This window comes from Maridesulfovibrio sp., from assembly GCF_963677005.1.
Taxonomy (GTDB): Bacteria; Desulfobacterota; Desulfovibrionia; order Desulfovibrionales; family Desulfovibrionaceae; genus Maridesulfovibrio.
Genome location: NZ_OY781616.1, coordinates 1,973,836 through 1,992,041, shown reverse-complemented (window position 1 = coordinate 1,992,041; position 18,206 = coordinate 1,973,836). Strand labels below are relative to the sequence as shown.

At 48.6% G+C, this 18,206-nt stretch carries 15 protein-coding genes; 6 read left to right on the top strand and 9 right to left on the bottom strand.

The annotated features are described in order from the left end of the window. Positions 1 to 196 precede the first annotated feature (196 nt). Complete coding sequence (locus ACKU4E_RS09005) at positions 197 to 2,251, bottom strand: ribonucleoside triphosphate reductase (RefSeq protein WP_320170738.1); 2,055 nt, start codon at positions 2,249 to 2,251, stop codon at positions 197 to 199. Next, complete coding sequence (locus ACKU4E_RS09000; protein ID WP_320170737.1) at positions 2,199 to 2,879, bottom strand: anaerobic ribonucleoside-triphosphate reductase activating protein; 681 nt, start codon at positions 2,877 to 2,879, stop codon at positions 2,199 to 2,201. The genes ACKU4E_RS09005 and ACKU4E_RS09000 overlap by 53 nt, the downstream gene beginning before the upstream one ends. A gap of 508 nt (positions 2,880 to 3,387) precedes the next feature. Here ACKU4E_RS09000 and ACKU4E_RS08995 point away from each other — a divergent pair. Beyond that, on the top strand, positions 3,388 to 3,921 hold the full coding sequence (locus ACKU4E_RS08995) for a hypothetical protein (RefSeq protein ID WP_320170736.1): 534 nt from the start codon (positions 3,388 to 3,390) through the stop codon (positions 3,919 to 3,921). Here ACKU4E_RS08995 and ACKU4E_RS08990 read toward each other — a convergent pair. Further along, the gene (locus ACKU4E_RS08990) at positions 3,878 to 4,183 is read right to left on the bottom strand and encodes a zinc-ribbon domain-containing protein (protein ID WP_320170735.1); all 306 of its coding nucleotides are present in this window, start codon (positions 4,181 to 4,183) and stop codon (positions 3,878 to 3,880) included. The two genes, ACKU4E_RS08995 and ACKU4E_RS08990, sit on opposite strands and share 44 nt — an antisense overlap. Before the next feature lie 242 nt (positions 4,184 to 4,425). Here ACKU4E_RS08990 and ACKU4E_RS08985 point away from each other — a divergent pair, with 242 nt between their 5' ends. After that, positions 4,426 to 6,003 (top strand): hypothetical protein, encoded by a 1,578-nt coding sequence (locus tag ACKU4E_RS08985; RefSeq protein ID WP_320170734.1) that lies wholly within the window; start codon positions 4,426 to 4,428, stop codon positions 6,001 to 6,003. Positions 6,004 to 6,113: 110 nt separating this feature from the next. Here ACKU4E_RS08985 and purU read toward each other — a convergent pair whose 3' ends face one another. The 3 genes from purU to ACKU4E_RS08970 form a co-directional block, all read right to left on the bottom strand. Further along, on the bottom strand, positions 6,114 to 6,983 hold the full coding sequence (gene purU, locus ACKU4E_RS08980; RefSeq protein ID WP_320170733.1) for a formyltetrahydrofolate deformylase: 870 nt from the start codon (positions 6,981 to 6,983) through the stop codon (positions 6,114 to 6,116). A 376-nt stretch (positions 6,984 to 7,359) separates the two neighbouring features. Continuing rightward, entirely contained in the window at positions 7,360 to 8,385 is a 1,026-nt protein-coding gene (gene tdh, locus ACKU4E_RS08975; protein ID WP_407944126.1) for an L-threonine 3-dehydrogenase, read from the bottom strand. 20 nt (positions 8,386 to 8,405) lie between these two features. Continuing rightward, complete coding sequence (locus ACKU4E_RS08970; RefSeq protein ID WP_320170731.1) at positions 8,406 to 9,596, bottom strand: glycine C-acetyltransferase; 1,191 nt, start codon at positions 9,594 to 9,596, stop codon at positions 8,406 to 8,408. A gap of 173 nt (positions 9,597 to 9,769) precedes the next feature. Here ACKU4E_RS08970 and ACKU4E_RS08965 point away from each other — a divergent pair, with 173 nt between their 5' ends. Further along, positions 9,770 to 10,288: an Lrp/AsnC family transcriptional regulator gene (locus tag ACKU4E_RS08965; protein ID WP_320170730.1), complete on the top strand. Its 519-nt coding sequence runs from the start codon at positions 9,770 to 9,772 to the stop codon at positions 10,286 to 10,288. Positions 10,289 to 10,364: 76 nt separating this feature from the next. Here ACKU4E_RS08965 and ACKU4E_RS08960 read toward each other — a convergent pair whose 3' ends face one another. Beyond that, positions 10,365 to 11,441 carry a hypothetical protein gene (locus ACKU4E_RS08960; RefSeq protein ID WP_320170729.1) on the bottom strand — a complete coding sequence of 359 codons (1,077 nt, stop codon included), beginning with the start codon at positions 11,439 to 11,441 and terminating at the stop codon, positions 10,365 to 10,367. A gap of 225 nt (positions 11,442 to 11,666) precedes the next feature. On the opposite strand from ACKU4E_RS08960, the gene ACKU4E_RS08955 reads away from it, so the two are divergent. After that, complete coding sequence (locus tag ACKU4E_RS08955) at positions 11,667 to 13,943, top strand: ATP-binding protein (RefSeq protein ID WP_320170728.1); 2,277 nt, start codon at positions 11,667 to 11,669, stop codon at positions 13,941 to 13,943. 559 nt (positions 13,944 to 14,502) lie between these two features. Then, entirely contained in the window at positions 14,503 to 15,156 is a 654-nt protein-coding gene (locus ACKU4E_RS08950) for a GntR family transcriptional regulator (protein ID WP_320170727.1), read from the top strand. A gap of 37 nt (positions 15,157 to 15,193) precedes the next feature. Here the strand turns inward: ACKU4E_RS08950 and ACKU4E_RS08945 are convergent, their stop codons facing one another. Together ACKU4E_RS08945 and ACKU4E_RS08940 are read right to left on the bottom strand one after the other, a co-directional pair. Next, positions 15,194 to 15,859, bottom strand: coding sequence for a BON domain-containing protein (locus ACKU4E_RS08945; protein ID WP_320170726.1), 666 nt, complete (start codon positions 15,857 to 15,859; stop codon positions 15,194 to 15,196). Positions 15,860 to 15,931: 72 nt separating this feature from the next. After that, complete coding sequence (locus tag ACKU4E_RS08940; RefSeq protein ID WP_320170725.1) at positions 15,932 to 17,410, bottom strand: glycosyltransferase; 1,479 nt, start codon at positions 17,408 to 17,410, stop codon at positions 15,932 to 15,934. 105 nt (positions 17,411 to 17,515) lie between these two features. Here ACKU4E_RS08940 and ACKU4E_RS08935 point away from each other — a divergent pair, with 105 nt between their 5' ends. Next, positions 17,516 to 18,115 carry an RlmE family RNA methyltransferase gene (locus ACKU4E_RS08935; protein WP_320170724.1) on the top strand — a complete coding sequence of 200 codons (600 nt, stop codon included), beginning with the start codon at positions 17,516 to 17,518 and terminating at the stop codon, positions 18,113 to 18,115. Positions 18,116 to 18,206 lie beyond the last annotated feature (91 nt).

Sequence of the window (18,206 nt, the reverse complement as noted above, 5' to 3'; positions counted from 1 at the left end):
GCCATTTGTATTTCTGCTTATATGACGGCGAGTCAGGTTACCGCTATCTACATACACCATAATGTAATGTAATTTTGATGGCAATAAAAAATGATTTTGTATGCGCGTGGAACCGGAGAGAGAGGGCCCGCGTGAAGTTCCGAAAAAAAGACCCGGCCTGAGACCGGGTCTTTATAAATTGCTTAGCAGTGCTGAACTATGAACAGCAGAAGGTGTTGTAGACTTGCCGGTCTTTGTATTCAGCCTTCTTGCCGTCGTTCCACTGTTTGACCGGGCGGTAGTATCCGACAATTCTGGTGTAGACTTCGGATTCGGCACCGCATTCCGGACACTCGTGATGTTCACCCCGGATGTATCCGTGTTCCTTGCAGATGGAGAATGTGGGGGTGATGGACAGATACGGAATTTTGGTATTCCTGAATGCCTTGATGATGAAGCTTTTCAGCGCATCAAGATCTGCTGTGGACTCGCCGAGGAAGGTATGGAAAACCGTACCTCCTGTATAAAGCGGCTGCAGTTTGTTCTGGTGGCTGAGAGCAAGAATGACATCATCGGACACGCCCACGGGCAGTGTGGTGGAGTTGGTGTAATAAGGAGTTCCGTTACCGGAAGTCTTAATATCCGCATAGAGGGATTTGTCTATTTTTGCCAGACGGTAACTGGTCCCTTCGGCCGGGGTAGCTTCCAGATTGTACAGGTTGCCTGTTTCCTCCTGAAATCTGGAGGTGAGGTCCCGCAGGTGATTGAGGACGCGGGTCATCAATCTTATTCCCGAGGGGGTGTCTATCCCCTTACCGAGGAGGTTCAAGCATGCTTCGTGTCCGCCCAGCAGGCCGATGGTGGAGAAGTGTCCCTTGTATCCGTTTTTAAGATACCGTCTGGACCATGGGAACATTCCGTTATCGAGGTTCGTCTGAATGAGTTTGCGTTTGAACTCAAGAGAATTTTTGGCCTGTTCTGCGTACTCTTCTATGAGGTCCAGAAAATCCTCTTCCCCCTGAGCCAGATATGCGAGCTTGGGCAGGTTGAGGGTGACAACTCCGATGGAGCCGGTCAGGTCTCCGGCCCCGAACAGACCTCCGACCTTGTTGCGCAGTTCGCGCAGGTCCATCTGCAGGCGGCAGCACATGGAGCGGACGTCTTCGGGACTAAGGTCGGAACTGATGAAATTCTGGAAGTAGGGAACACCGTACTTGGCGGTAAGTTCCAGCAGGCTTCTTCCAATCTCGGAATCCCAGGGAAAATCTTCCGTGACATTGTAGGTCGGTATGGGAAAGGAGAAGATGCGGTTGTGGTAGTCTCCATTGAGCATTACATCGATGAAGGACTTGTTGATCATCTCCATTTCGGCGGCATATTCGCCGTATGTGGAATCCTGAAGCTCCCCGCCGATTATGACTGCTTCACCGGCGATGTGTTTGGGCGGAACAAGGTCAAAGGAGAGGTTGGTGAACGGGCTCTGTCCACCCCATCTTGACGTGGTGTTCAGGTTGAAGACAAACTTCTGCATGGCCTGTCTTACTTCTTCATAGCTCAGGCCGTCGTGCCTTATGAAGGGAGCCAGATAGGTATCCACATTGTTGAAAGCCTGTGCCCCGGCCCATTCGTTCTGCAGGGTGCCCAGGAAATTGACCATCTGTCCCATCACTGCATCAAAGTGTTTGGCCGGTCCGGCGCAGGAGCGTCCTTCAAGGTTGAAGCCTTCGAGCAGCAGGTCCCTGAGGGACCACCCGGCACAATAGCCGGCAAGACCGTATGAAAGGTCGTGGATGTGGAAATATCCGTGTTCGTGCGCCTGCCGGATTTCGCCGGGATACTTTTCAAGCGCATAGCGTGCCTGAATGGTGCCGGAAAGGTGCAGCATGAGTCCCTGAAATGAGTGGGTCATGTTGGCGTTTTCGGCCACACGCCAGTCACTTTTTTCAAGGTACTCGTCAATGGTTTCCCTGATGTCGAGATAGGCGTCTTTCTGATTTCTGAGTCTGCGGCGGCTGTCCCTGTAGAGAATGAATTTTTTTGCTACGCTGTGCAGCCTGGAATCCATAAGCACTTCTTCAACCATATTCTGGACATGTTCCTGTTCCGGAATATCGATGCCGTCAAGTTTCTGTTCAACCTTTCTGGCCATCCGTTTGGCCATGAGGGGGTCTTTGATTCCGCTGGCGCTGAGTGCTTTGAAAATGGCCTGAGCGATACGGTCAGTCGACCATGTCTCCAACCGGCCGTCTCGCTTCATTATCTGGGTGGGCATGCTCTCTCCTTGGAGGAATGTAGTTCTGGATGGTCAGTTCAAATCCATCCGGAAGGTAACTTCTGGCCGTTGCCACATCTTCGTCCGTAAGAATGGGAACTTCGGTGAGACGAAAATAGAATGCTTGGGGGTTGGCCTCGGCCAGCGCGAATATTTTTTCCATATTTTCTCGCGCAGCTTCGGCGGTGACGGCACGCCCGCTCAAGGCGGGGTACTTTTCATACGGTCCTTTCACATCAATGGCGAATACATCCGCCAATCCCTGCTGGAGTATGTCCTCCACCACTTCCGGCAGCATCCCGTTGCTGTCCAGTTTGACAGGCAGCCCGGAAAGCCGTCTGATTTCGTAGAGGATTTCTCCAAGGCCGGGCACTGTAGTAGGCTCGCCACCGGTAATAGTGACCCCGTCAAGCCAACGTGCTCTATCCCTCAGGAAATTTGTCATATCTCTTCTGGATATAATGGGCAGTCGTTCCATGTTCCATGCCATGTCGAAATTATGGCAGGTGGGGCAGTTCAGATTGCAGCCGCCCAGAAAAAAAACGCAGCTTGTTCTGCCCGGCCAGTCGCACAGACTGAGGGGTTCAAGGCCGCGAAGATGATTCCATCCGGAAGAATTGTTATTCATATTATAGTCTTGCTTTGTACAGGCGCAGTGAGCGCTGTTCTGATTTTGAATTTGGGCGCTTAATAATCGCGCCGTGTGTAACTACGAGAAGAAAGATATCTCAGCATATGAGTTTTGTACAGGGGGGGAATTAAAAATTTGTTGTTACATGCCGGATTTAAGCTGTTAAAGATGATTATCGTAGATTACATGAGATTATAAAAAGTTTTCCACAGGTTCGTAACCTTAAAACAGGTCGAAAAAACAGGACTTTTTCTAAACAAAGTTTAGAAAAAAAATCTGTTTTCAATTTTGTGAAACGGTTTTTGACAAGCGATCGGGAGAGGTTTCGGCGAAGGTGATTTGCTAAAAAAGATTAATTCCACTAACACATGCAGCACTGGTTTGAAAAGTTTTTTCTCATGGTTTCCGGGCCGGATGATCAACCCGGAAGCTTGCCTGGGAGTCCGGGCTGGAGTATCCTGAAAAGGCGTTATGGAATACGTCAATCATGTTTTTGCGGGGTTTTATGCGGAAAATATTTTTATTCGGTCTGCTGGCTTTGTTCTGTTTTCTTTCCACCTCCGTCTATGCCAGAAGTATGGAGGAGGACCGGGCCATGTGTCTGACACTGAACGCTCTCGCCAGGTCGCAGTGCAAGGAACCGGCGGACTACAGCTACGAAGGTATACGGCAGGGAAATATTTATGTTTATAACGGTTTCTACGGGGCCAAGTATACGGATTTCTTTTGCAAGATAGAGCAGGGTGAAATCCGGATCATGTCCCGCAACAAACATTTCCGGCGCAGTATTAAATTCTATATTGATGAAAACGAGTGCGGAATAATCGAATATTCTCCGGCTTCGTGTAACGACAGGCGTGTAATAAAATGCTGTTTTCCCAAGTCGGAAAAGGAACTGAAACAGGACCGTGAAGCAGAGTTCTGGCAGCGTTCTATCCCCGATCTGTTGAAAGAGGACCAGAAGAAAGCTCTTAAGGCATTGCAGAACAGAACGGTCAAATCTTCCGAAACCAAGCAAGAAGGGCAACCGAAGGAGTAAGGGCATAGAGGGGCCAGTAGACCCTGTGGTAGGTGAAGAAAATAACGGCGCCCATAAGAAATATGGCGTAGACCCAGGCTTCCGCATGCTTGGAGAACATGGTGTTTTTTTCCAGCGAGATATGAAACATGTCCGATTTTCCGTTTCCTGAACCGGAAGCACCGTTGAGCATGTTTCTGTTCGACTGGAGTTTATGCCCGCAGGCCTGGCATACGTGCGAGTTGTCGCTGTTTTTCTGACCGCATTTGTTGCAGGTTATCATTGTTCTGTATTCGCGTGGTTAGGGTGTGCCCGTATCGTGCGGGCGAATTTTTCAGTGACCGTCAAAAAAAATAATAATCTGATGCCGATCTTGCAAAAAAAATACCATGGAGCTGGCTGCTTTGTCTGCCTTTTCGGTCCGGTTTGAAATTATAAACTTGGAACAAGGTAAACTTCTTGACTAATATGGCGAAGTTGAGACATTTTTAGGCAAATAAAAACTTCATCAGGAACGGAGTCTCCATGAGCGAAGCGTTGCAGGGAAACGCACAGGTCCCCGACAAAGAGAAACGCATAGATTTCTATCTGGGTATACTGGGAAGATTGAAAGAGCGTAGCACTTTGAGAGAGGTGCTGGAGCGTGAGGTTTTTCTTGAATTCATCAAGTATAACAACAGCCGCATAAATGAATTTCCCCTGCTGGATAAACAGCAGAGCGGGATAATCACTCTTCTTTGTCATCGTTCGCTTGATCTGCCTGCCCATGAATTCATCAAGAAGACGCTGAGTGAATTCATCCTGATGCTCGGCCGCTACAGCAAGCTCAAGGGCGGAAAGGACAAGGACGTTCTGGAGGGTATTCGATCCCGGATAATAAACGCCGAAACTCTGCTTATCAAGACCGTACAGGGCGTTGTGTACGCCACCTGCCTTATTTCAGATAATTTTGAAGAAGTAACCCTGCGTCATTTCGGTGAGCCTGCCCTTAAAAAATATAATGCACTGCTGGAACAGTTTGAGTTGGATCGCGAATTCTGGAGTTCCCTTATTGAGCAATTCATAACCGAGGAAGTGGCTTCTTCTCTGCAGGAAATTATTACCGAGGAGAAGTACTCCATATCAAGGGATAAGAGTTATCTCATCCTCAGATTTCCGTTTGATGCGGTGACCGGACGTTTTACCTCGGAGATTCCGGCCATAGACAAGACCAGGATTCAGGCCGCGTTTGAAAAGGTCGGTGCGGACGAGGAGTCGTCGAAGACACTGTCCATGACCTACAAAACTCTTACCGACGGGGGCTCGTTCATCCGTAGTGAGGGGATGAGCAATGATAATATTGAACGCATTTCTCGATTGGTGTGCATTGACCCGGCCACAACGAAATTCAGGGAAGACTATGAAAACGCCATGTCACAATTGCGGGAGGCCTCCTTTGATGACGGGACAGGGGAGAAGGAGGCTGAACTGGCCAGACAACTGCAGTTTACTCAGGATCAGATCAGCGCCTGTGCAATAGGGGCCAGCCTTACCCTTGATATCGTTGTCCGCGATTTTCTTCTGGGACTAAAGAATTACAGCAATCGTGATGAAAAGGTCGTCTCAGTCTTTCTGCGTCAGTTCGGGGTGGATGCTCTGGACAAGCTTTTTTTCTATCTTACGGAATCTAAATTCAATGCCTTGATCAAAAGCAAGATGCGCGGGGAGGAAAGCAAACTGCTGCTCAGGGTTCTGAAACGCAGAAGAGCCTCAATCAAAGATATAAAGGGGCTCAGTGAACTGGGCATGACCAGGATCAGAAGAGCCCGGCTGTGGAGCAAGGATTCCGGCGGTGGGGAGTGGCTTATCTTCAAGCACAACACCGTTAAGGAACTTGTTGCTGAAATGCGTCTGCTTGCCTTGGAGAAAGAGCTCGCCGCTGCAATCCTCAAACTGTTCGAAAAGGGCGATTTCAAGATTGATTATCTTGTTTTCATCAGTCTTCAGGCTGTGGCCAAGGCGACCAAGGATATCCGCGGAAAACTGAATGAACTGCTCATGCGTTTCGGAATAGGCGAGCAGACCGATGAGCAGCTCGCCAGAAAGCTTAAATCCGGCGCCTAGCAGCAGGAACCGGATTTACATGATGACCTTCGCGGAAAGCATTCTTTGTAATGATTTCCCGCGAGGCCTTATCAAAAGTGTCCGATCTGTCCGACCGGGCTGAATGTCTTTTAGATGAATACTACCGTTTTATTGCCGTCCACCAGAATGCGTTCAGAGAGATGCCATTTTACGGCCCTGCTCAAGACCTGACGCTCAATATCTCTTCCCAGAACTTTGAGTTCATCCACATCATGCCGGTGTGAGACCCGAATGACGTCCTGTTCGATTATCGGGCCCTGATCCAGTTCTTCGGTAACATAATGGGCGGTTGCTCCGATAAGCTTTACTCCGCGTTCTGCGGCCCTGCGGTACGGGTCTGCTCCCACGAATGCCGGGAGGAAGGAGTGGTGGATGTTGATTATCCTGTTCGGGTATGCCTCGATGAGCTTCGGTGTAAGAATCTGCATGTAGCGGGCGAGGATGATCAGGTCTGCGTTTCCTTCCAGAAGGTCTAGGATTTTCTGTTCCGATTCCTCTTTTTTGCCCTTCTCCACCGGAACATACCGGAAGGGTACTCCAAAGGATTCAACGGCCTCGCGCAGATCCGGGTGGTTGCTGATGACCATGGTGATTTCGGTAAACAGTTCATCACGTTTAACCCTCCACAGCAGGTCCATGAGGGCGTGGTCGAACTTGGAAACCAGAATGGCTGTTTTTTTTCTGATCCAGGCCGGATTCAGGCTCCATTCCATGTCGAATCTGCTGGCAACTTCAGCTGTGAATTCTTTTTTGAATTCGTCAAGGCACTGTTCTATTCCGTTCAGATGAAATTTCATTCTGAGGAAGAAGCGTCCTCCCACCGGGTCACTGGAGTGCTGGTCGGAATGTATGATGTTGGCATTCTTGGAAAACAGAAATCCGGAGACCGCTGCAACGATTCCGGGTCTGTCCTTACAGGTTACGGTAAGGTAAGCTGTGGATTCTCGTGATGATGTCATGCTTTTGCTCTGCTTATATAAAATTCTGTTTTGAAAAACGAAATTTCTTAGCAGGTAGAGGGCCGACAGGCAAGGGTGGTACTGCCGTTGATTTTTCTAAAAAACAGGCAGGCAAGGGTGAATGTTTGTGTTTTAAAGAGGGTTGTGGAGTGTATTTTATGTAAAAACTGGTTTTGTCGTTATGATTTTGCTGTTTGCTTATGCAGTAAAAAATAATCCGACCGAATCAACTCGGCAGAAAGCCCCTGAAACAAGGTTTGAGAACCATTCCCTGTTTCAGGGGCTTCAGCGTTTTTTGCATTTGTTCCGGAATGCATATTAACATTCTGGAATAATTATGTATATATGTTCCAGTTCAAGGATATATGTCCCGGCATCAGGTCCAGTCCAGAATGACCTTGCCGGACTGTCCGGAACGCATCACATCGAACCCGGCCTGAAAATCGTCTATCTTGAAGTGATGGGTGATGGCCGGTTCTATGTTCAGATTGGACTGCAGCATGGATGCCATCTTGTACCAGGTCTCGAACATTTCCCTTCCGTATATTCCTTTGAGCTTAAGCCCCTTGAAGACAACCATGTTCCAGTCGATGGCTGTTCCTTCCGGGAGAATTCCGAGCAGGGCGATGTGCCCGCCATTGTTCATCTTCTGCAGCATGTCGCTGAATGCCTGCGGGCTGCCGGACATTTCAAGCCCGATGTCGAACCCTTCGGTCATGTTCAGGTCCCGCACCACGTCATCCAGATTTTCTCTGGAAACGTTGACGGCTCTTGTTGCGCCCAGTTCAGACGCGATTTTCAGGCGATAGTCATTGATATCGGTAATGACCACGTGGCGTGCCCCGGCATGTCTTGCAATGGCTACGGCCATCATTCCAATGGGACCTGCGCCGGTAATGAGCACGTCTTCACCCACCATATCAAAGGAAAGGGCAGTATGGGTGGCGTTACCCAGCGGGTCGAGAATGGAGCCTACATCGTCCGAGATGGCGTCTGTGAGCTTGAATACGTTGGATGCGGGCACGCAGATATATTCGGCAAAACATCCGGGGCGGTTCACTCCTACGCCGAGAGTGTTGCGGCACAGATGCCTTTTACCTGCGCGGCAGTTGCGGCAGTAGCCGCAGGTGATGTGCCCTTCGGCGGAAACTCTGTCTCCCAGAGCGAGTCCCTGAACTTCTCCGCCCATGTTTTCAATGGTTCCCGAGAATTCGTGTCCAACAACCATAGGCACAGGAATGGTCTGCTGGGCCCATTTGTCCCAATTATATATATGTATATCAGTTCCGCAGATGGCGGTTTTTCTGATTTTGATGAGTACATCGTTGTGGCCGCACTGCGGAACGGGAACTTCCTCCATCCAGATGCCTTCTTCCGCTTTGCTTTTGAGCAGGGCTTTCATTTTTTTCATATCTAACGCCTTTATTTGATGATTTTGAGTTCCCGACCGACCTTGATGAAGGCGTCCACGGCCTTTTCGACCTGTTCGGGAGTGTGTCCGGCGGACATCTGGGTTCTGATTCTGGCAGCCCCTTTGGGCACTACCGGGAAACTGAAACCGATGACGTAGATTCCTTCCTTGAGCAGTCCGGCAGCCATTTTCTGGGCCAGTACCGCATCTCCCAGCATGACCGGTATTATGGGGTGATTTCCGGGGACCAGATTGAATCCTGCCTCGGTCATGCGTGACCTGAACAGTCTGCTGTTTTCCTGCAGTCTGGTGCGGAGTTCCGGTTTGCGGTCAATCATGTCCAGTACGGCAATGGATGTGGATGCTATTACCGGGGCCAGGGTGTTGGAAAAGAGGTATGGCCGTGATCTCTGGCGGAGCCACTCGACAATTTCCCTGCGCCCCGATGTATAGCCGCCGGAAGCGCCGCCCAGCGCCTTGCCCAGAGTTCCGGTTATTATATCCACGCGTCCGGAAACTCCGCAGTATTCCGGTGTGCCGCGTCCGTTTTCCCCGATGAAGCCGACTGCATGGGAATCATCCACCATGACCAGTGCGTCATATTTGTCGGCCAGGTCGCAGATGGAGGCCAGGTCGGCAATGATGCCGTCCATGGAAAATACACCGTCGGTAACGATGAGGCGGTAGCGGCAGTCCTTGGCCGCCTGAAGTTGTTTTTCCAGATCGACCATGTCGTTGTTGCGGTAGCGGAATCTTGCGGCCTTGCACAGCCTTACTCCGTCAATGATTGACGCATGGTTCAACGCATCACTTATTACCGCGTCCTCCGGGCCAAGGATTGTCTCGAAAAGGCCGCCGTTTGCATCAAAACAGGAACTGTAGAGAATTGTGTCTTCCGTTCCCAGAAATTTACTGATTTTGTTTTCCAGTTCCTTGTGTACATCCTGTGTCCCGCAGATAAAGCGCACGGATGAAAGGCCGAATCCATATTTATCCAGTGCCGATTTCCCGGCTTCGATAAGTTCCGGGTTATTGGCCAGTCCCAGGTAGTTGTTTGCGCAGAAGTTTAGAACTTCTCCACCGCCTGCGACAGATATTTGGGCCTGCTGCTGCGATGTGATGATTCTTTCATCTTTGTAAAGACCTGCGGATTTAAGCTCTTCGGTTTGCTCGGAAAGTGACTTCAAAAAATTATTTTGCATATACTTCTCTCCTGTTCAGAAACTGTGTTGTTACGTATTATTTAAAAAACTACATGCATATTATTGTCAAGCAAAAAAAATAGTCAATATATTTTGAAATAAGTAAAATATTCCAGAAAAAGTTGTTTTTTGGGTTAAAAGAGCTTGATTGACGGATTTGTTATTTTGCCACTATGTATATTGCGTTATCAGGTAAAATGACAAGTTGTTTTGAAAAAAGGAGATATAGAGTGAAAGACAGGCCTCTAGTTCTAGATGATGTTGATCGTAAAATTATTGAAGAATTACAATGTAATGGGCGGGAGTCATATAAAAATATCGCCCGTAAACTCGGAGTTTCGGACGGAACTGTTCGCTTGCGTACGGAGAGAATGATAAAGCACGATTATCTGCGTATTACCGCTTCTGTAAATCCTCTCTATTTTGAAAACAGCCTTATTGCCCTAGTCGGGATCAATCTCGATGAAAGAGCGAACAAAGACATCATGGAAAGAATATCCAGGGTAAGCGGGGTACAGTCCGTAATAAACGTTTCCGGGCGGTTCGACCTTCTGGTAGAAGTCTTTGTCCCGTCACGAAACGCTTTTCGGCAGTTTCTCGTGGATGACCTTTCCAATCTCGGAGGTATCAAGTCTACGGAAACGTTCATGTTTCTTGATGCTATAAACAAATGGGCCGAACACAGGGTCTGATGCTGCGCCAGCCTCGGGAAAATTGTTCCCGGCAGGAAACCGGAAATGTCATCATGTGCCGGGACTTTCTGCTGTTTTAGTACGGCAAAGTCTGAATAAGATCTCCACCGTACGGGGATATCTGCAGCTGACGGCTTGATGGCCCGGTGTCCCACTTGTGCGGAGTCATGTATTTGTCCAGTTTGATGTTCTGGGATTTCTGCTGCTTGACGTACCTGTCCATTTTTTCCCAGCGTTGGACCCACTGTTTGTACAGGCGGAAGGCTGACGCCATTTCCCCGTAATTGTCCTTTGTCTCGTCTTTGCGCCTGATGCCCAGAAAATCCATGACCTGCTTCATATTAAACCAGCGGTGCAGATCCGTTTGCGCCTGTTTCTGCCTGCTGCCCAGTTGATTGCCTTCTTCAAGCTGCTCTGCGGATTCTTTGGCATCTCTTGCTTTGAATATGTCTATGGTCTGTCGTAATTCTTTTAATTTGTCGGATCTGGTTTCAGTTTCGGTTTTACTGAATTGTTCCAGCGGGGTCAGTCCCAGTGACAGAAATATGTCATGGCCGCTGGTAAGTACGGTCATGTCAAATATGGATTGCAGATTAACATCCGCATACGGTTGATGGTAGAAAACCATTTCGCGTATGTCTTCGGGATTGAAACTTCTATGTGTGTATGCAAGACTTCCGTTACGGTACGCCTGCAGGACTGATTCCAGCGCTTCGGACGGTTGTATTTCTTCTGCCGTGAGCGTTTTTGCCCCTGCTCTTATTATTTCGAGCGATTTGCTGGAGACCTCTTCATCTTCTCTATGGCGGGGCTTGCGTGCCTTGGGGAGACTTTGGTTTCTTACCTTTTCTATAATCTCCTTAAGCTCAGGGGATGGAGGAATTTCATCAGCCTTCCATGGTGTTACTTCTTTCGATGACGGAATGTCCGCCAGTTTTGGCGGTTGTAGATCTTTTTCCCTGGCAGAGCCGGTAAAGGGCGTAGCCGGTTTGAATTTCATAATTGCCGCGTCACCTGTCTTTTCACTGTAGGAAGGTGTCTCCGAACCATGCGCCCTCCCGGTAATGAAGGCCATAAGCAGGAGTGTAATAAAGGTCATCGTGATGATGTGAAGCTTTTTTGAGCTTGCATAGCTTGGTTTCATGTTGTCCATAGCATAACCGGTTAAATATATATTGTCTTTCCGAAATTTCTGTTGAAAAGCAACGTTTTCTTTGTTTCAGTAAAAGCCAAGGATTGTGTTATTTCAAGCCAAAAGTAAAGGTAAGACCGGGACGGTTTGCCTGTGAATAGTTTAGCAATTCGTGAAAGTCTATGCTACAGTGTGTTCACTTTGAAAAGTGTTTTATTGACCAGCTGATATCATCCGGTGGAGTATATGCGCAGTTTTTTTCGAATTCGCAAAGGACAGGTCCTCCCGTACAGGCTCCTTGTTTATATCCTTATCTGCAGCTCGTTCTTTACCATTATCGGTACAAGTGTGCAGCTATACATGGAGTACAGGAGTGATGTGTCGGAAATCCGGAAAGGTATGGGGCAGATAGAGCAGAGCTACCTGAATACTATAGCTGCAAGCCTTTGGGATATAAATATTGACCATGTGAAAATCCAGCTTGAGGGAGCCCTGAAGCTTCCCGGTATGCGCTACCTTGAAGTTGTGGAGATGTCCTTCGGTGCGGTGGAGCCTGTTGCCACCGTAGGAACCATGCCGTCGAACAACAATATTATCGAGAGGGTTTTTCCACTTACCCACGTTGTCGACGGAAAGAGAATGGACGTAGGGCAACTGAAGGCTGTTGCCGGACTGGACAACGTATTCAACCGTTTGCGGATGAGGGTTTTTGTTGTACTGCTGACACAGGGGGTTAAGACATTCCTTGTGGCCATGTTCATTCTTGTTATTATTCACTACATGGTTACCCGGCATCTGCAGACCATGGCCGAGTACGCCCAGGAGATGGATATAACTAAGCTTGACCGCAGGCTTGTATTAAACAGGCGCAGAAAAAACAGGAAGCCTGACGAGATAGACCGGGTTGTGCAGGCCTTCAACGAGATGCGTTTGAACCTGATCAGGGATATTGCAGAGAGAAAGCGCGCGGAAGAGGCCCTGAAAGAATCCAATATGATTGTGGAAAAGAGTCCTGTGGTTCTTTTCAAGTGGCGGAACGAGGCCGGATGGCCTGTCGAGCTTGTTTCGCAGAATGTTTCCCAGTTAGGGCTGAGTGCAGACGACTTTCTTTCCGGTAGATTGAAATATATTGATGTTATTCATCCCGAGGACCTTGAGAGGGTTGAGGCAGAGGTCTCACATTATGTCGATTACGGCGTTGATCATTTTCTGCAGACCTATCGGATAATTGACCTGACAGGGCGTGTATACTGGCTTGAAGAAAGTAAGGTTATAGTCCGGGACAGCGATGGAACCGTGACTTCTTTTCTGGGAATAGCCTACGATGCCACCGAGCGGGTTGTGGCCGAAACAGAACTGGGCAGACTGCGCAATCTGCTGAAAAATACCATTGATTCCATGCCCACAGTTCTGGTCGGAGTTGATGAAAATATCCGTATAAATCAGTGGAACCGTTCCGCGGAAGAAGAGACAGGCAGAGCTTTTGAAGAGGTTAAGGGTGCCCCCCTGCTTGATTGTTTCCCGCAGCTTGCAGAGGAGATGGGCCTTATCGAAGAATCTCTTGATCGCCTTGAGGTATTGGAAAAAAATAAGATTCCGTTCAATTTTGATGGAGAAGTTCAATACAAGAATATTAAAATATATCCGCTGCTGGGCAGTGATGAAGGCCGGGGCGCAGTTATTCTTCTGGATGATGTGACAATGAAATCCAGACTTGAAGACATGATGATACAGACGGAGAAGATGATGTCTGTCGGCGGCCTGGCTGCCGGTATGGCACATGAGATCAACAACCCTCTGGGTGCGGTTCTTTCCGGTGTCCAGGGTACGGAGAGAAGGCTTTCCCCGTCACTTTCAAAGAATATGGAAGTTGCCTCCGAACTGGGGCTTGATCTGAATGTTGTCCACGAGTATCTGGATCGGCGCGGAATTCTTGGATACCTGCGTGGTATCAGCGATGCCGGACGCCGGGCTGCGCGCATTGTGCGTAACATGCTGGAATTCAGTCGCAAGAGCGAGTCGTCCAGGGCTGTTATGAACGTGAAGGGCATACTTGAAAAAGCCCTCAGCCTTGCGGGAAATGACTACGATCTGAAAAAGAAATACGATTTCAAGACCATTGATATCCGCCGTGATTACGAGCAGGGGTTGCCCCAGGTCAGCATTACGGAGACGGAGATTGAACAGGTCTTCCTGAACATATTCAAAAACGCGGCTCAGGCCATGGCCGATAAGGAATATGATGAGGAACGCCCGTGCATAACCCTGAGGACCCGCAGGGATGGTGCGTTTGTAATGATAGAAGTGGAAGACAACGGCCCGGGAATGCCCGAAGATATAAGGAAAAGGGTCTTTGAACCTTTCTATACCACCAAACGTGTAGGGCTTGGCACCGGGTTGGGATTGTCCGTTTCCTATTTTATCATTACCCGGAATCATGATGGTGAATTTCTGGTTGAATCCGAGCCCGGAAAGGGGTCTAAGTTCACAATCAGACTTCCTGCGGTCTCCGCACAAGGCTGATTTCGACGCAGTCTTTTTTGCCGCCATCCATTTACTTGTTGCCTGCTGTTTGTTTCAAATAAGACAGAAGTTGTTTTTTTGTTGCTCTTTGTTGGTCAAAGCAGATTTTATTCCCTAATGGCGTCTATTTAATCTCAATTCCCGCTTCATAATCGACTTGCTCTCCCTCATGTTGTTTGTGGTTATCATGTTTGAATTCATAAATTATGTTTCCAAGGTCTTCATCACAGAATTAGAGTGTAATAATTTAGTTCGTATGTTGTGCTGTCAGTAGTTGATAGCCGTGACAGTACAGTTGTACTGTACTTAATTGTTTGTATTTTGTTTGTAAAATTTGCATCTTACACTTTGTCGTTGTTTAGTGAATGGTTCAGTACTTTTGAAAGATAATAATAATAGTGTCGTTTTAAAGTGTGCAAAATTAATATATTATATATGCTGGTATGTCAGGGTTGATCTTGTTGCGAAAACTGTTAGTATTAACCTAATGATTAACTGCATTAATTGGGGGGGATGTACACTTGCGGCAATGCTTTGCCGTGCCTAAGGGGTAGAATGTATGAACAATAATGCTGGAATCAAGCGTCGAGTATTACGGGATGATGTCGTTGAACATATAGTTAACTGCATTCTGACCGGCAACCTTAAACCAGGAGCTAAAATAGTTGAAACCAGGATTTCCCGGGAACTTAATGTCAGTCAGGGAGCTGTTCGCGAAGCGATAAGGGATTTGACTGCAAAAGGGTTTGTCGAGGCTGAACCCTACAAGGGATCCAGGGTCAAGGTTTTTTCTGAAAAGGAGATGTACGATTATATAGCAGTGCGGCGTGAAATTGAGCCCATTGCTGTAGGTTGGGCACTCCAGAGAAACTCCATTGATGTAGCTGACCTATATAGTGTTGTAGAAATCATGAAATCCGGCGTGGCCAAACGAGATATTGATGTCATCCGAAAATCGGATATTGAATTTCATCGAAGAATTGTACGGTCCTCAGGTAATAACTCGCTTATCAGAGCATGGGAAATTCTTTCCAACGATTACTGGGTTTATACGTTGGCGGAAAGGAAAATCCATTTGAACAGCGGGCTGTCCGACTATGCTGAAAAACATGAATATATAGTGGCGGCGATTGAAACCGGAGACATTGATCTCACCAAGGAGCGGTTGCGGCAGCATTTTATATGCAAAAGCGATTGTGAAATGGCTTCCTGATGATAAACAGCCGGTAGCTTTCTGGGTTACCGGCTTTTTATTCCAAAGCTGCGGCGATGCGTCTTTCCTGATTTGAGTATCTGTTCTGATGTGTTGCGCGGATGAAGGACTTAACAGAGCGCACTCCCTTTATGCGTGCTGCGATCTGTTTAGCTGCCACTGCTTCGTTTATATTCCCGACCCGCCCCAGCAGGATGATGTTGCATCCGACTGACTTGACCGCAAAGTTGGTTCCCCATACTGAAGGATCGTCCAGCAGGGCGGCCTTGACTTCCATCTGCAGCATGTAGTCGGTTGCCGAATTGCACTCCGCATCACCTCGATCAGCAAACAGATATGTTGTAAGCGAGTTCGCTTTTCCGGAATTTTTTACTATTTTCCGGATGCGTTGAATATCCTGCTTTTCATCATACCTGCCGACTATATACACATGCCCGTTGTATGAGTATGTACTCAGGTCCATTATCTCCAGTCCTGCTTCCTCAAGAATGGCTGCCTGTATGGTTGTTTCAAGCATTTCGTCTTCAATGATGGTTTGAAAGCCGCGTTCGTCCGTTCCGATTGAATAGGCATTGATTGCGGTCCCGACAGAGGACGGTATCATCATCGGACCTGGAAGAGGCGGGATAAGCACTCCTGCTGAACATCCGCTCATAAAGCAGAGGGTCAGCAGGGTAAAAAGCATGTATAATTTGCTGCGCATATCCATACCATCCTTGAGTAGAGTTTACGGATGCGTTTAAGCAAAAGATGTGCCTAATTTCTATGTTATGATTTAGTGTATGAAATTCAGTATGTTGTTTAGGCGATGTTCGTACGTGTGCTTTTCCATGATCAGGCGGAGCCAAATTTTTGAAAGAGTTTTAGCCAGGCTGGGAAAGCTGAGGAACTTATCGCAGAGTGCCGGAATTTCATCCGGGGAGGAGAAAGTGCACTCTCCGGTGATTTCTGCTGGAAAGATCGAAAATCCCGGGGTGCGGTCGGAAATGAGTATGCCGCCAGCCGCCCAGACATCGAAATTGCGCTGGGTCAGACCGTAGGGCAGCAGCGGGCTGGTCATGTTCAGGTTCAGTCCGGCTCCGGCGTAGACCGAAGGCAGGACCGTATAGTAATCCACAGGTCCCCGCAGATCAGCCGTCGGTAAATGGTCTTTCCATCCGTCATCCCCGAAAAGGGTGAGTCTTTCCCCTGCCTGCCGCAGTGCTGTTGTCCGCCACAGCAGGCCGGACTGTTCAGCCCTGAAACCGGTCTTCCTGACTGCGCTGTCCGGCCAGAAATCCACCAGCCCGTCATGGGCGCACCACCATTCGAAATCCGGTTTTGTTCCGGTCTGTATCGCTGAGACGGCATCCGCAAGGTCCCGGTCACTGAAAGAGCAGCCTGAGAAAAATGTCTTTTTATCAGGGAAGCCGGAGCGGCCAACGAAAACAGTGCGTCCGGAAAGTCCGGGGTAGGGCTTTGCTCCGGGATTGAATATTGCCGGGTCCGTGGCAAGGGGCAGGTGTTCCACCCTGCACGCTCCGAGTTGTTTCAGGTGCGGGATAAACCAATGGTCCGTAACCATGAGCGGGACCTGCTTCCAGTACTCCGATCTTATTCCCGAGATGATGTGGAAAGGGTTGTCCACCATCCAGACAACAGTTTTTACCCCGGCTTCGCGGAGCATGAAATATGTTTCCCCGCTGGCGTCCAGGCCGTTGAAGTTGACCGAGATCACCAGTTCCGGAAGTTCTCGGTCCAGCATGGAGAGGAGATCATTGCGCATTGCATCCGGGGCGATAACCCTGTATCTGAATCCTGCGCTGTTTAGCGCTCTGGACAGTTCCGGCAGCAGCAGAGAATTTTCGGTGCCGGGGAGCCATGCGGTTTTGCTTCGTTTTCCGGCTGTTACGCCGGAGCGTTCCAGCACCAGTTTTGAAATTATCGGCCCCCAGAAGGAAGGGAACAGCTTTTTTCCGGGTGTGTATAGAAAGATGTGAAAGCCGTGCCCGGAACCCATTTCTTCAGGTGTTATTCTAGTAAAGGACTTGGGGAGATTATTTAATTCAATCTGTTTTTCAAAGTCCGGGCTTTCCACGTAGTAAATTCGTCCGGGTTCGGGCAGCAGTTCTGTTGCGCTTTCAGGGACTGGACCAAGACCGAGCAGCAGAGTTCTGCCTGTTCCCCCAAGGTCCTGGAAGTACTCCTTTCCTTCAGGTAGCGACTGGATTCTACCGGATTCGTTTTTTACACGTATTCTCTTGGGGCGCTGCATGATTGTCGGACTTGGCTTGACAGCCGTAATAAGTTAATTTCAGTATCCATAGCGCAGTCGGGCCGAAAAGTCTTTCTCCGGCCTGCTGCCAAACCATTTCGAGTTATGAAACAGTATAGAGATCACTACTTCAAAAGAGCCAAAAAGGATAATTATCCCGCCCGCTCTGTATATAAACTTCAGGAACTGGACAAGCGGTTCAAAATTCTGGGCCAGGGCTTGAACGTTATGGATCTGGGTGCCGCTCCCGGATCATGGACGCTTTTTGCCGCCAAGAAAGTAGGGGAAACAGGCCGGGTTCTGGGAGTGGACATACAGTCCACAGATACCGTGTTTCCTGAAAATGCCGTTTTTCTGCAGGCCGATGTGTTTGAAGATTCCCCGGAACTGCTGGCAGCCATGGATAAGCAGTTGCCTTATGATCTGATCATAAGCGACATGGCTCCGAAGACCACTGGGGTCAAATTCACCGATCAGGCCAATTCTCTTGAACTCTGCGAAAGGGCACGTGATATTGTCCCCAGCCGACTCCGCAGGGGCGGCAATTTCGTGGTCAAGATTTTCGAAGGCCCGGACGTGAAGGAATACACGGATTCCCTGCGCAAAATGTTTTCAAAGGTAAAGTCGTTCAAGCCGAAAAGCTCAAGGCAGGAAAGTAAGGAGATCTTTATTGTAGGACTTGGCTTTCTCGGCGGAGAAGGTTAAGAACATTCGTTCCCATCGGCTCTGTTCGCGGGAGCTTTATATTAAGGTTATATGAAATGAAGTCCCCGGAAGATGACGGGGAGATATGATT

Bases quoted from the DNA above. Each gene is read 5' to 3' on its own strand.
- ACKU4E_RS08990 (WP_320170735.1), bottom strand. From the start codon at position 4,183: ATGATAACCTGCAACAAATGCGGTCAGAAAAACAGCGACAACTCGCAC.
- ACKU4E_RS08940 (WP_320170725.1), bottom strand. From the start codon at position 17,410: ATGCAGCGCCCCAAGAGAATACGTGTAAAAAACGAATCCGGTAGAATC.
- tdh (WP_407944126.1), bottom strand. From the start codon at position 8,385: ATGAAAGCCCTGCTCAAAAGCAAAGCGGAAGAAGGCATCTGGATGGAG.
- ACKU4E_RS08945 (WP_320170726.1), bottom strand. From the start codon at position 15,859: ATGCGCAGCAAATTATACATGCTTTTTACCCTGCTGACCCTCTGCTTT.
- ACKU4E_RS08955 (WP_320170728.1), top strand. From the start codon at position 11,667: ATGCGCAGTTTTTTTCGAATTCGCAAAGGACAGGTCCTCCCGTACAGG.
- ACKU4E_RS09000 (WP_320170737.1), bottom strand. From the start codon at position 2,879: ATGAATAACAATTCTTCCGGATGGAATCATCTTCGCGGCCTTGAACCC.
- ACKU4E_RS08995 (WP_320170736.1), top strand. From the start codon at position 3,388: ATGCGGAAAATATTTTTATTCGGTCTGCTGGCTTTGTTCTGTTTTCTT.
- ACKU4E_RS08960 (WP_320170729.1), bottom strand. From the start codon at position 11,441: ATGGACAACATGAAACCAAGCTATGCAAGCTCAAAAAAGCTTCACATC.
- ACKU4E_RS08985 (WP_320170734.1), top strand. From the start codon at position 4,426: ATGAGCGAAGCGTTGCAGGGAAACGCACAGGTCCCCGACAAAGAGAAA.
- purU (WP_320170733.1), bottom strand. From the start codon at position 6,983: ATGACATCATCACGAGAATCCACAGCTTACCTTACCGTAACCTGTAAG.
- ACKU4E_RS08950 (WP_320170727.1), top strand. From the start codon at position 14,503: ATGAACAATAATGCTGGAATCAAGCGTCGAGTATTACGGGATGATGTC.
- ACKU4E_RS08935 (WP_320170724.1), top strand. From the start codon at position 17,516: ATGAAACAGTATAGAGATCACTACTTCAAAAGAGCCAAAAAGGATAAT.
- ACKU4E_RS08970 (WP_320170731.1), bottom strand. From the start codon at position 9,596: ATGCAAAATAATTTTTTGAAGTCACTTTCCGAGCAAACCGAAGAGCTT.
- ACKU4E_RS08965 (WP_320170730.1), top strand. From the start codon at position 9,770: ATGTATATTGCGTTATCAGGTAAAATGACAAGTTGTTTTGAAAAAAGG.
- ACKU4E_RS09005 (WP_320170738.1), bottom strand. From the start codon at position 2,251: ATGCCCACCCAGATAATGAAGCGAGACGGCCGGTTGGAGACATGGTCG.